General features: G+C 40.7%; 12 protein-coding genes. All 12 read left to right on the top strand.

Annotation, left to right across the window (positions count from 1 at the left end; genetic code table 11):
• The first annotated feature begins 89 nt into the window (after positions 1–89).
• Entirely contained in the window at positions 90–347 is a 258-nt protein-coding gene (locus NYE24_RS16690; RefSeq protein ID WP_342479122.1) for an EamA family transporter, read from the top strand.
• A gap of 28 nt (positions 348–375) precedes the next feature.
• Positions 376–2,361, top strand: coding sequence for a hypothetical protein (locus tag NYE24_RS16685; RefSeq protein WP_342479121.1), 1,986 nt, complete (start codon positions 376–378; stop codon positions 2,359–2,361).
• Between the two features lie 23 nt (positions 2,362–2,384).
• A complete protein-coding gene (locus tag NYE24_RS16680) occupies positions 2,385–3,497 on the top strand; it encodes an FAD-dependent oxidoreductase (protein ID WP_342479120.1) in 1,113 nt (370 codons plus the stop codon).
• The gene (locus tag NYE24_RS16675) at positions 3,494–4,468 is read left to right on the top strand and encodes a glycosyltransferase (protein ID WP_342479119.1); all 975 of its coding nucleotides are present in this window, start codon (positions 3,494–3,496) and stop codon (positions 4,466–4,468) included. The genes NYE24_RS16680 and NYE24_RS16675 overlap by 4 nt, the downstream gene beginning before the upstream one ends.
• A gap of 12 nt (positions 4,469–4,480) precedes the next feature.
• Positions 4,481–5,257, top strand: coding sequence for an NAD-dependent epimerase/dehydratase family protein (locus NYE24_RS16670; protein WP_342479118.1), 777 nt, complete (start codon positions 4,481–4,483; stop codon positions 5,255–5,257).
• Entirely contained in the window at positions 5,254–6,069 is an 816-nt protein-coding gene (locus NYE24_RS16665) for a TIM barrel protein (protein ID WP_342479117.1), read from the top strand. The genes NYE24_RS16670 and NYE24_RS16665 overlap by 4 nt, the downstream gene beginning before the upstream one ends.
• Before the next feature lie 16 nt (positions 6,070–6,085).
• Positions 6,086–6,904 (top strand): glycosyltransferase family 2 protein, encoded by an 819-nt coding sequence (locus NYE24_RS16660; RefSeq protein WP_342479116.1) that lies wholly within the window; start codon positions 6,086–6,088, stop codon positions 6,902–6,904.
• Between the two features lie 194 nt (positions 6,905–7,098).
• On the top strand, positions 7,099–8,121 hold the full coding sequence (rfbB, locus tag NYE24_RS16655) for a dTDP-glucose 4,6-dehydratase (protein ID WP_342479115.1): 1,023 nt from the start codon (positions 7,099–7,101) through the stop codon (positions 8,119–8,121).
• 8 nt (positions 8,122–8,129) lie between these two features.
• The gene (rfbD, locus tag NYE24_RS16650; protein ID WP_342479247.1) at positions 8,130–8,990 is read left to right on the top strand and encodes a dTDP-4-dehydrorhamnose reductase; all 861 of its coding nucleotides are present in this window, start codon (positions 8,130–8,132) and stop codon (positions 8,988–8,990) included.
• Positions 8,991–9,138: 148 nt separating this feature from the next.
• On the top strand, positions 9,139–10,227 hold the full coding sequence (locus NYE24_RS16645; RefSeq protein ID WP_342479114.1) for a glycosyltransferase family 2 protein: 1,089 nt from the start codon (positions 9,139–9,141) through the stop codon (positions 10,225–10,227).
• Positions 10,228–10,407: 180 nt separating this feature from the next.
• A complete protein-coding gene (locus tag NYE24_RS16640; protein WP_342479113.1) occupies positions 10,408–11,361 on the top strand; it encodes a glycosyltransferase family 2 protein in 954 nt (317 codons plus the stop codon).
• Positions 11,358–12,758 carry an undecaprenyl-phosphate glucose phosphotransferase gene (locus NYE24_RS16635; protein ID WP_342479112.1) on the top strand — a complete coding sequence of 467 codons (1,401 nt, stop codon included), beginning with the start codon at positions 11,358–11,360 and terminating at the stop codon, positions 12,756–12,758. The genes NYE24_RS16640 and NYE24_RS16635 overlap by 4 nt, the downstream gene beginning before the upstream one ends.
• Positions 12,759–12,830: the final 72 nt, after the last annotated feature.

Here is a 12,830-nt window from a genome sequence, read left to right as displayed (position 1 = left end):
TGTGGGTTTACCTATTTATTTCAGTCATATTAAATGTTACAGCTCAAACTATTCTTAAGTTGGGACTTAACAGTTTGCAATTAGGAAGTATGAATATCGAAAGTATGGTAAAAATAATCGCTACTCCGTATATTTGGTTTGGAGCCATGCTTTATGGAGGTAGTTTTTTTGTTTATCTATTTGCTTTATCTAAAGGAGAGATAGGGAGATTATCTCCGATTGCACAAGCTTTAACTATATTGGGCCTAGTGTTTGTTTCTGTTGTTTTTTTTCACGAGAACATGACACTTTCAAAGGTGATCGGAACTGTATTTTTAATGGTTGGGGCTATAATTATTTTTCGGTAAAAGAGATGGAAAGTAGGGGGATTAGAAATTGAAATTTGAAGAGCATAAAAAGGGGACTAGATTCAGATTATATTTTATTTTATTTGTTTTTGTTATTTACATCTTGGGACTACTATACGATTTTTTTATACATGGTTCTGAGAAAATATCTTATTTGAATTACTTGGTTTTATCATTGATGCTTTGCTATATATATCTTTTCCTTATCAAAGGTAATGAATCCAAAAAGATAGTTCCCTTTTTTGTTTTTTTTCTAGGTTGTTATTATATTCTTTTCATTCCACTCTTTTCGCCTATTGATGAAGGAGCTCATTTTGATTACATTTTGCATATCGTTCAAAATCATAAACTTCCGTTATTATCTGATGTAATAAATACTAGGGGATTATATAAAGTAACCGGAAATTTAGTGCCAAGTAATTATCAATATGAGGCAGTTCATCCACCACTTTATTATTTGATTTCCGCTGTAATAGTGTTCGTCTTTCAGAAAAATTTGTTGCTTAGTGTTATCATGCTGAGGGCGTTTGGCATATTTCTCATTCTTGTTGTATTCTACTTTGGTAATAAAACTTATGAAGAGTTAGTACGGAAAAATATAATTCAGAGAAATGATTTATTATTTCGAAGTGTTGCCCTTGCCTTTTTTTTAAATCCCGGATTTGTAACCAGAATGATTTCAATAAGTAATGAACAACTTATTGTATGTATTATGACCATTTTAATATATAGTATAGTAAAAATTGTCGGTTCACCTCCTTCCTTTAAACAAATATTCTTTCTATCGTTGTTATCTGCGGCTATGATTCTCACTAAATTCACATCAATTTTTGTTTTGGGAGTTATTGTTTTACTTTGCTTATTCTACAAGCAAATCATTAAGGCCATACTTTACGTATCAATTACTCTACTAATAACTTTGCCGTGGTTCATTTTTAATTACACTCATTACAACAAACTGACTGCTACTAAGTTACATGTGGATTTTGTAAAAGGAATTGTAAACCCTGAAAACATCCAATTGACACCATACTATATATTGCAGAAAATTTCATATCTTTTTGGTTCCTTTTGGAATCCTCAAGAAAGTGGTTTTCCGGGTATAAAAGAGCCTTTTTATACAATAACAACTTTGATGAGTGGAGTTATATTGCTTGTAATTTTGGCAATGATTATATACTTTATTAAAAATTTAAAAAGTTTGAAGAATATTCAATTGCAAGTGATTATTTTGATTTTAACAAGTGTTATACTAAATATTATGGTTATTTGCTATGGAACTATTTCTGAGGATGTCGATATAATAATAGGAAGATACTTATATATGAATGCCCTTAGTATGGTGATTCTAACTGTTATACTTATTCAAAAAGTAATTGTTTTAAAACATCAGCGGATCGTTGGCGTAGTAATAATGATTATGTCATGCTGCTTAACTTCAAATTTCATGCTGGATACAGCTCAATCAGGACAAAATCTGGCTAATAAGATAAAATATCACTTTCTTAATGAAACTATCTCTATTAAGAATTATAGTGATGACAGGTACAAATCATCGTTGGATGTACAGGCGCTTATAAATATTCCCTTGAGATTAGGCGAAACCAATTTTGAAAACTCATCCAACCTAGATTTAATTCAAAAAGATAATTTGGAAATGAATAGTCTGAAATTAATTAGTGATTATGAATTTCAAATAGTGGGGAATGACCCGTTTTTAGTATTGGATGTTAAGCATCTAGTACAGTCGAATGATCTAATAAAGCTTAAAATAACTAACATTTATGATGACGGGACTGGTCAACTATTTTGGAACAGCGGGCAGGGGTTTTCTGAAGAAAATTCAGTCACATTTAATATTGTCAATGGAGCAAACACGTATCTAATTCCGATAGGGAAAAACACGAAATGGATGAATGGAAAAAATATTAAAGAGTTGAGGCTTGATTTTGATCTTTTCAAAATGAAAGATACAATTAAAATTTCCGATTTTGAATTTATATATGCCAACTAATATTTTGAAGGGATTGACATACTTTGAAGTTTGATTATGTGATTTTTGGAGCTGGTATTTATGGTCTGTATGCAGCCCATCTACTTGCTAAGAAGGATTTGAAGGTTGCAGTTATAGAGTTTGATGAACAACCATTACAACGAGCGAGTTATATAAATCAAGCTAGAGTTCACAATGGGTATCATTATCCCCGCAGTGTATCAACTGCAACTAAGTCTGCAAGTTATTACGAAAGGTTCTCTAGAGACTTTTCTTTTGCAATAAATGATAGCTTCAAAAAAATTTATGCTATATCAGCCAATGATTCTTTGACAAATGCAGAACAGTTCCTAAATTTCTGTGAGTATGTTAACATCCCAGCAAACGAAATCAGTAGTAGACCATATTTTAATCCCGGAACTGTAGAAGCAACTTTTGAAACTATAGAATATAGTTATGATGCTAACATCATCCGTGAGTGGTATGTACAAGAAATTAAAAAGTATAAAAATGTTTCTATGTTTTACAACAAACAGTTGGAGTCTAGCGAAAATGATGGAAAGGAGTTTAGCCTGATATTTAAGGATGGATTCAAATTATCGGCACTGAAAATTTTGAATGCAACTTACGCAAGCGTTAATCAGATTTTGAAGATTTTTAATTACGAATTGTTCACAACCAAATATGAAATTTGCGAAGTTATTATGACGAAAGTATCTTCCAAAGTACAAAACGTGGGGATTACTGTCATGGACGGTCCGTTCTTTTCCTTAATGCCTTTTGGAGAGAGTGGTTATCATTCTCTCACTTCCGTAGGACACACACCGCATGAATCTTCCTTTAATCAATTACCTGAATTCAGTTGTCAGAATTATAGAAAGGATTGTTCTATAGATCAGCTTCAGAACTGTAATACATGTCCGGTAAAGCCTGAATCTGCTTGGAATCGGATGCATCAATTAGCTAAAAAATATTTGGTTCCAGATATTTCTGTAAGTTATGACAAATCTTTATTTGCTGTTAAAGCATTGATAAGTGCTTCAGAATTAGATGATTCAAGGCCTACAGTAATAAAAGAATTTTCGCAGTCACCTTCTTTTATTTCAGTATTTTCTGGTAAGTTTAATACTATCTACGATTTGGAGGAAGTGCTATGAAAGAGCAAGTATTTGTTTCTGTAGTAGTATATGCGCACAACGATGAATCTACAGTAGCGCATACACTAACCAGACTTGATAAGGTTTTTGATAATAACTTTAAAAGCTATGAAATAATTTTAGTTAATGATTATAGTCAGGACGCTACCCTAACTCAAGCAAGGGAAGCAATCAATGGGATGCATGGAGATATTACAATTATAAATTTGTCGAGAAAGCATGGGATTGAGCACGCAATGATGGCTGGACTAAATAAGTCAATGGGGGATTTCGTTTTTGAGATCGAATCTACAACAATTGACTACCCAATCGAATTGTTATACGACATTTTTCAAACTGCAACTCGAAAAGGATTTGATATTGTTGCAGCTACATCTGGGTCAACAGGATGGAAGTCAAAAATGTTCTATAAGATGTTAAACAACTTATCCTATATGAAGTTGTCATTACAAACTGAAAGTATACGGTTAGTAACTCGAAGAGCACTAAACTCAATGCTTAATCTTAAGGAAAAGGTAAGATATCGTAAGGCACTATATGAATTAACTGGTTATTCTAAAAATGTTGTCAATTATCAATCTATATCAAAAGCAAAAGGGAAAAAGGTTAATAAGGAGAATATATCACTAGCAATAGATGCTTTGGTTTCTTTCTCCAATGCTGGATTGAAGGCAGCACATTATTTAACAATCGCTTTTTTTGGATTCTCCATTTTCATGGGAGGATATGCATTATATAATTATTTCTTTAATCAGTCAGTCGTTGAAGGATGGACTACCTTAATGATATTGATTTCGTTTGGTTTTGCAGGCTTGTTTTTTATATTTGGCGTAATTGGAGAGTATATTTCTAGAATATTAACGGAAATCCAAAATAGACCATTCTACAGTACAAGTTCTGTAGAGATGTACAAAGAGAAGAAACAGCATTTGCAAATCGTGGGAAAAAATAAAGATAGTTTGTCTGTATAAGGGGGAGAAGATATGGCAACTGCATTGTTGGGTTACACTGGTTATGTTGGCTCTACTTTATTATCGCAAAGAACTTTTGATGATGTGTATAACTCTAAAAATATTACTGAGATTCAGGGTAAACAGTATGAGGTATTAGTCTGTGCAGCAGCTCCTGCAGTGAAATGGAAAGCTAATCAAAATCCTGAAGAGGATTTACGTAATTTAGAAAGCCTTATTAACAACTTAAAAAAAGTTGATGTTGAAAAATTTATTCTTATTTCTACTGTTGATGTTTACAAAAATCCTCAAAAAGTAGATGAAGATACTCGTATTTTTCCTGAAGAAGTAACTCCATATGGTCGGCATAGATATTATCTAGAAGAATTTGTTATAAAAAACTTTAAAAATCATACTATTATTAGACTTCCGGGCTTATTCGGAAATGGATTGAAAAAGAACTTCATCTTTGATCTAATTCATACCAATTGTCTCCATTTAACACATTCAAAAAGTGAATTTCAATTTTATAATATGAATTCTTTATGGAGTGATATTGAAATAGCAGTGAAGCACAATCTTTCACTAGTGAATTTTGCTGTTGAGCCAGTCAAGGCTGCAGAGATAGCACAAGCAGCGTTAAATTACGACTTTAATAATGAAACTGATAATGCCCCTGTGTTTTATAATATGCTTAGTAAACATAGTGAGCTTTTTCAGAAAAACAAAACTGGAAATTACTTCAAAAATAAGAGTGAGATTTTATCTGAAATCTCCTCCTTTATAGTGAAAGAGAGGTCTTTATATTGAAACTCTCTATTTCAAATATAGCTTGGGACTTGGAAGAAGAGGAAGGAATTATTAGGACATTATTACAACATGGTGTTCAAGATATAGAGATTGCACCTACAAAAATATGGGGCTCTCCAATTAGTTGTTCTGAAGAAGATGTTGATATATATAGAAGTAAATGGGAAGCTGAGAATATTGGATTACACGCAATGCAATCACTTTTATTTGGTAAACCAGAATTACTTCTATTTTCCGCAGAGCATATTCGCAATGAACTTAAAAAATATCTACATCGTGTTATGAGACTCGCGAACCTAATGGGTATAAAAGTTTTAGTATTTGGCTCTCCCAAAAACAGATTCGCTGGAAGTCTTAATATAGTAGAGCAACTTAATATCGCCATTCCTTTCTTTTATGAGATCGGTGAAATAGCATTGGAGAATAATTTGGTTTTTTGCATTGAGCCGAATCCAGTTCAATACGGATGTGATTTCATTACAAATACCGCCCAAGGTATAGAAATAGTAAATGAAGTAAGTCACCCAGGTTTCAGGTTACACCTTGATGCTGCAGCTATGGCTTTAAATAATGAAAATTATCATGAGTCAATTGAAAAAAGCTTACCCATTTTATCGCACTTTCATATTAGCCAGCCTTTTTTAAATTTAATTGGGTCTGATAATTTAGTAGACCATAAATTAATCGCAAACGCATTGAAGGATAATCAATATGCTCATACTATTTCAATCGAAATGAAGAACGGGCTAACGTCTTCAAATAATGAAAGTGTTATAAGTGCATTGGATTTTGTTCAAAGGACATATCTATAAGGGGGATTACTTTAAAATGGATATAGATAATTGGGAAGTTCCCAAATATGATATTACTGAACTAAGTGAGAAAAGGATGAAATATTGTGTTTGTATACCAGTAATTAATGAGGGAGAGAAAATTAAAAAGCAACTTGATAAAATCGCCCCCTTTTCATCTATAGTTGACATTATTATATTAGATGGCGGAAGTACTGACGGATCTTTAGGTCTGACGTATCTTAGAGATAAAGGGGTAAGAACCCTCTTGGTAAAAAAGGATACAGGAAAGTTAAGTGCACAGCTTCGTATGGGGTTTGCATATGCTTTAAATCAAGGATATGAGGGTATTATCACTGTTGATGGAAATAATAAAGATAGTGTTGAGTCTATTCCCCTATTCACGAAGAAGCTTGAAGAAGGATACGACTTTGTACAAGGTTCGAGGTATGTTCCGGGAGGACGCGAAATTAATACTCCTCTCTCTAGAAAAATAGCTATAAAGTTGATTCATGCCCCAGTAATTTCAATGATCGCTGGTTTTCATTATACTGATACGACTAATGGATTTAGGGCTCACTCAAGTAAATTTTTACTAGATAACCAAGTTCGGCCTTTTCGGAGTGTTTTTAATACTTATGAACTGTTAGCATACTTATCTGTTCGAAGTGCTAGATTAGGGTATAAAATAATTGAAATCCCCGTAGAGAGAGTCTATCCCATAGGCAAGGTTCCGACTAAAATCAGTCCTCTAAGAGGTAATCTGCTATTGATGAAGATATTATTAGAATTAGCTCTAAAGCGATATAACCCTGATGCTTTGCAACGACATGGGGAAGGCTCACGATCCCTGTAGCAGGACAAACAAAACTAGGTCTTGTATTTATGTCATTCTCCTCATTAAACTTTTTATTATTATTGCATAGTATAAGATAATCTAAAGGCATTTCTTTAGAAAGGATTATGAATTTTTGAAATGAGCATCATATAATTACTGTACACCACTCAGAAAGTATTGTTAATATCATTAGAACAAAAGGTGGTCAATAAATGAAACTCCTAATCACCGGCGGAGCCGGATTCATCGGCAGCAACTTCGTAATCTACATGCTGCAGCAACACCCAGATTACCACATTGTCAATGTGGATGCATTAACTTACGCAGGCAATCTGGAAAACCTGAAATCGATTGAGAATCATCCGAATTATACATTTGTTAAAGCAGACATTACCGATGTAGCGGCGATGGATAAACTGATCGGTGACGGTGTAGATGTAGTGGTTAACTTCGCTGCTGAATCTCATGTGGACCGGAGTATTCTGGAACCGGAAGTGTTCGTGAAGACGAATGTGTTAGGAACGCAGGTGCTGCTGGATGCCGCCAAGAAATATAACATTACGAAGTTCGTGCAGGTCTCTACAGATGAGGTCTATGGATCGCTTGGTGCTACAGGTCTGTTCACGGAAGAGACTCCGCTGACGCCGAACAGCCCGTATTCTGCAAGTAAAGCAGGCGGAGACTTGCTGGTGCGTGCTTATCATGAAACCTTTGGGTTGCCGGTGAACATTACCCGTTGCTCGAATAACTACGGTCCTTACCAGTTCCCGGAGAAGCTGATTCCGCTGATGATCTCGCGTGCGCTGGCAGATCAGGTGTTGCCTGTGTATGGAGACGGAATGAATATCCGTGACTGGTTGTATGTTGAAGACCACTGCAGCGCAATTGATCTGGTTATTCATGAAGGCGTGAATGGTGAAGTGTACAACATCGGCGGCAATAATGAGCGGACGAATGTGCATATCGTGAATACTGTGCTTCAAGAGCTCGGCAAGCCAGACTCGCTGATTACGTACGTTCAGGATCGTCCCGGGCATGACCGCCGTTATGGCATTGATCCAACGAAGATTACGAATGAACTGGGCTGGAAGCCTAAGCACACGTTCGAAACTGGCATTAAGGAAACGATTCAGTGGTATCTGAATAACAAGGAATGGTGGACCCGCATTCAGTCTGGCGAATACCAGAAATATGCCGCACTCCAGTACGGTACCCGTCTGGGGGATTCTCTGTAATGACGAAAATGAAGGTGTTTGTCACAGGCTCTGGCGGGCAACTGGGGCAGGATCTTATGCTTTTGCTTCAAGGGCAGGGGTATGAGGTGCTGGGCTGTGACCGTCAGGAGATGGATATTACCGATCTGGACCAGTGTCAGCAGACGATTGGTGCGTTCGCTCCCGATGCGGTCATTCATTGTGCGGCTCATACGGCAGTGGATGCAGCTGAGACTGATGTGGATGCAGCGTACCTCATTAATGCTACAGGAAGCCGGAATGTAGCGCTCGCTGCTGAGAAGGCAGGGGCTAAGCTGGTCTATATCAGCACGGACTATGTGTTCGATGGCATCGGTGAACAGCCTTACCATGAATATGATAATACCGATCCTAAGAGTATCTACGGGAAGTCCAAGCGTGCTGGAGAGGTATTGGTCCAGTCGTTATCCTCCAAGTATTTCATCGTACGCACCTCATGGGTCTACGGCAAATACGGCAATAATTTTGTCAAAACCATGCTGAAACTGGGACAGGAAAAGCCGCTGCTACAGGTTGTCGATGACCAAAAGGGCTCACCTACCTACACTGTGGACTTGGCCAGATTCTTGCTGGAGTTGATTCGGACGGAAAAGTATGGAGTCTACCATGCCTCGAACAGTGATTCCTGCACATGGTACGAATTCACTCAGGCGATCTTCGCTGAAGCTGAAGAATTACTCGGTCTAAAGTTCACGGCGAAGCTTGAGCCTTGTGCTACAGAGCAATTTCCACGTCCGGCTCCACGCCCGCGCAACTCGGTGATGGAGCATCTGGCGATCCGTACTAACGGATTCCAGGATATCCGTCCATGGCGTGAAGGGCTGAGAGACTTTTTGCTGGAGCTGAAGTAGCTACAGGATATGTTAAAGAACCCCTAATCCATCTTAATGGTTAGGGGTTTCTTGTATTGAACAACCTTCCATAGCCCGGCACCTCTCTTTTCGTTATAATGGGGAGTAACAGGTTCGAACAATGAATATATGGAACTCGAGGTACCCCATGAAACTTAAAACAGTCAGTGTGCATATTGTTACTTATAACAGCGCAGATGATATAGCGGAATGTTTGTCGGCTGTGCTCGGCCAGGATTATCCGGTCAAAAAGATTGTGGTGGTGGATAATGCGTCCACGGATGGAACGGCGGAGAAGGTGAGGGCGTTATATCATGAGCTTGCTCAGGGATCAGCGCGTATGCGTATCGATCCGTTACACTCCGTAGACGCAGCTGCAATCTCATCACATACCGCAGCATCGGCCAACTGTGTAGGAAGTTTGGAGAGCCCTCTTATCCCTAACCTTGTCCTCCTGGAAAATGAACACAACACCGGCTTCGCCCCCGCACACAACCAGGCCATTGCCGGTACTACGACCGATTATGTGCTGGTGCTGAACCCGGACCTTACGTTGGCTCCGGACTATATCTCCAGGCTGGTCGCCCGGATGGAGGCTGATCCACGGATCGGGAGTGCCACAGGCAAGCTGCTGCTGAAGGCGGACCATTCGCTGGTGGACAGTACTGGACTATGGATGAATAAGGCCCGGCGGGCGTTTGACCGTGGAGCGGGAGAGCCTGCTGACCAGTGGAATGAGTCTGGTGAAGTATTCGGTGTCTCCGGTGCAGCGGCGATGTACGCGCGGCGGATGATTGAGGATATCAGCGTGGAGGGGGAATTTTTCGACGCGGATTTTTTTGCGTATAAGGAAGATGTGGATGTGGCTTGGCGTGCTGGGCTGTTCGGCTGGAAGGCCTACTATGATGCGGAAGCGATAGGCTACCATGAGCGGGGCTGGAAGACGTCGGGACGTAGCGGCAAGGCGATGTTCATCAAGCGGATCTCCTATATTAACCGGTATAAAATGATATACAAGAACGAGTCCTCACGTACGCTACTGCTCACTCTGCTAAATTCTCTTCCTTATGAGATTGCCGCACATGGCTACACCCTATTGAAGGAGCCTAGGCTGCTGGGAGCCTGGACTTCCTTTTTCGCTCAGAGAGCTGCCCTTAAGCGCAAGCGCCGGCATATTCAGGAGAAGGCGAGAAGGCGGAAGGTCGGATTAGAGGGGCGGAACGAGGGGAATTCTTGAGAGGAAAATCCTTCAGATATGACGATGAACGACTTACAGCCTCTTTAATGAATAACGGTACTGTGCCGTTCGATATTATCTCCTTGTAAAAACCTCCCTGAACAGGCGCTGCCTATCAGCGGGGGGTTTGTGTTATAATAATTGTCGATAGATTACTATATTTGTCAGGAGAGTATAGCAGTGAATGTAGATGTTAGTATATTGATTCTAAATTACAACACATGCCGCCTGACGATGGATTGTCTGAGGTCGGTATATGATTCGGAGACAAGCTATTCCTATGAAATTATTCTAGTAGATAATAACTCCCAGGATGACTCGGTGGAGACGATAAGCAAGGAATTCCCGGAGGTGCTGTTAATCGCCAATTCGGAGAATGTAGGCTTTGCCAAGGGTAATAACCAGGGGATGGAGGTTGCCTCCGGGCGTTATGTACTGCTGCTCAATTCAGATACCGTGATCCGTAAGGATACGCTGGAGACGATGCTGGCGTTCATGGACAGCCGCCCGGATCTTGGCGCGTCCGGGTGTAAGGTGATTTTGCCGGATGGGTCGCTCGATAAGGCCTGCCGGAGAGGGTTCCCGACCCCGTCTGCGTCCTTCTATTATGCCTTTGGCTTCAGTAAGCTGTTCCCCGACCGTCCGAAGTTCAACGGCTATCAGCTAGGCTATCTGGACCCGGATGACGAATATCCGGTAGATTGTCTGGTTGGAGCGTTCATGCTGCTGCGGCGGGAGACGATTGAGCAGGTGGGCGGGCTGGATGAGTCTTTTTTCATGTACGGAGAAGATTTGGATTGGTGTTACCGGATCAAGGAAGCGGGCTGGGGAATTTATTATTATCCGCAGACGTCCATCGTACATCTGAAGGGTGGCAGTGCGCGCCGCAGACCGTTCAAGATTGTGTATGAGTTCCACCGGGCCATGATTTTATTTCATAAGAAGCATTATAGCAGCCGTTACAACAGTATGATAAATGGAGCGGTCTATGCGGGCGTCGGCGTTAAGTTCACACTCTCGCTGCTGCGCAACGCATTAATTGCCCCGCGTAAGGTACCTACACCCGCACAAAGTCTGAATGTTCCCGGGGAAGCCGGTATCCGCAATGAATCGAAGGCTGAGGTGAGATTATGATTCGCCGGAATCAAAAGTTTTTGACCCAATTATATATGATGGCTGACTTCCTTGTGATTCAGATGTCCTTCCTTGCAGCCTGGTGGCTGAAGTTCAAGAGCGGCTTGCTGGAATCCTACCGGACGCTGCCTATAGAATCCTATGGGTACTGGAGCATCATCTACGGGGCCATAACCGTACTGATCGGTATTGTGGTATCTCTATATTTGCCTAAGCGGAAGAAGCGGTTCATTGATGAGTTCCTGAAGATTTTTCAGGTGCATGCCATGGGGATATTCATCCTGCTGGGCCTGATGTTCTTCCTGAGGGAGATTGATATCTCCCGGCAATACCTGGCGATCTATATGGGCTTCAATATTCTGTCCATTATGCTGTACCGTTATGTGCTGAAGAAGATGCTGAAGTCGCTGCGTGAAAAAGGCTTCAACCGCCAGTTCGTCCTGATTCTTGGTGCAGGCACATTGGGTAAAAGATTCTATAACAACCTGGAGCAGTATCCGGAGCTGGGCTATGAGGCTATTGGCTTCCTGGATGACTTCCATCAGTGGGATGGCATTGAGGAGCAGCGGTATAAGCCGATTCTGGGTACCGTGGATCAGCTGGAGGCGATGCTGGAGATGCTTCCTGTCGATGAGGTTATTCTGGCGCTGCCGCTGGATGCCCACTCGAAATACCCTGCTATTATTGCTACTTGTGAGAAAGCCGGGATGCGGACGCTGATTATCCCCGACTTCTTCGACTATCTGCCGGCCCGTCCATATTTCGATAACTTTGCCGGGATGCCGATGATTAATGTGCGTGATATTCCCCTGGATATGGCAGGGAACAAAATGGCGAAGCGTGCGTTTGATATTGTGTTCGCCTTGTTCGCCATTCTCATGCTGTCTCCTGTGATGCTGATTGTTGCGCTTGGAGTGCGTCTGACCTCTCCAGGACCGGTGATTTTCAAGCAGGAGCGGGTGGGGCTGAACCGCCGTAATTTCATGATGTACAAGTTCCGTTCCATGAAAATGCAGACGGACGGTGAAGTTGACACAGGCTGGAGCACGAAGGAAGATCCGCGCCGGACCCGCTTTGGCACGTTTATCCGCCGAACGAGTCTGGATGAGTTGCCGCAATTCTTCAATGTGCTGTTCGGGCAGATGAGTGTGGTCGGTCCGCGGCCAGAGCGTCCATTCTTTGTAGAACAGTTCCGTGGCGAGATTCCGAAGTATATGGTCAAGCATCATGTGCGGCCGGGGATTACCGGCTGGGCTCAGAGTAACGGTCTGCGCGGGGATACCTCGATTGAGGACCGGATCAAGCATGATATTTTCTATATCGAGAACTGGTCCCTATTGTTCGACATCCGGATTATTGCCAAGACGATTCGTAACGGCTTCAAGAACGCTTATTAATTCAAGGTCTTATCTATATTATATTTTGTGCTAAAAAACGGTTGCTGCCCCTTGAGGATGACACAGCCGTTT

Source organism: Paenibacillus sp. FSL H7-0350, assembly GCF_038593195.1.
GTDB lineage: Bacteria > Bacillota > Bacilli > Paenibacillales > Paenibacillaceae > Paenibacillus_AQ.
The sequence above is the reverse complement of the archived record's forward strand: the minus strand, read 5'-3'. Positions and strand labels throughout refer to the sequence as shown.

Excerpts from the sequence above, each read along its gene's own strand:
- NYE24_RS16690 (WP_342479122.1), top strand. The coding sequence starts at position 90 with ATGAATATCGAAAGTATGGTAAAAATAATCGCTACTCCGTATATTTGG.
- NYE24_RS16675 (WP_342479119.1), top strand. The coding sequence starts at position 3,494 with ATGAAAGAGCAAGTATTTGTTTCTGTAGTAGTATATGCGCACAACGAT.
- NYE24_RS16670 (WP_342479118.1), top strand. The coding sequence starts at position 4,481 with ATGGCAACTGCATTGTTGGGTTACACTGGTTATGTTGGCTCTACTTTA.
- NYE24_RS16660 (WP_342479116.1), top strand. The coding sequence starts at position 6,086 with ATGGATATAGATAATTGGGAAGTTCCCAAATATGATATTACTGAACTA.
- rfbB (WP_342479115.1), top strand. The coding sequence starts at position 7,099 with ATGAAACTCCTAATCACCGGCGGAGCCGGATTCATCGGCAGCAACTTC.
- rfbD (WP_342479247.1), top strand. The coding sequence starts at position 8,130 with ATGAAGGTGTTTGTCACAGGCTCTGGCGGGCAACTGGGGCAGGATCTT.
- NYE24_RS16645 (WP_342479114.1), top strand. The coding sequence starts at position 9,139 with ATGAAACTTAAAACAGTCAGTGTGCATATTGTTACTTATAACAGCGCA.
- NYE24_RS16635 (WP_342479112.1), top strand. The coding sequence starts at position 11,358 with ATGATTCGCCGGAATCAAAAGTTTTTGACCCAATTATATATGATGGCT.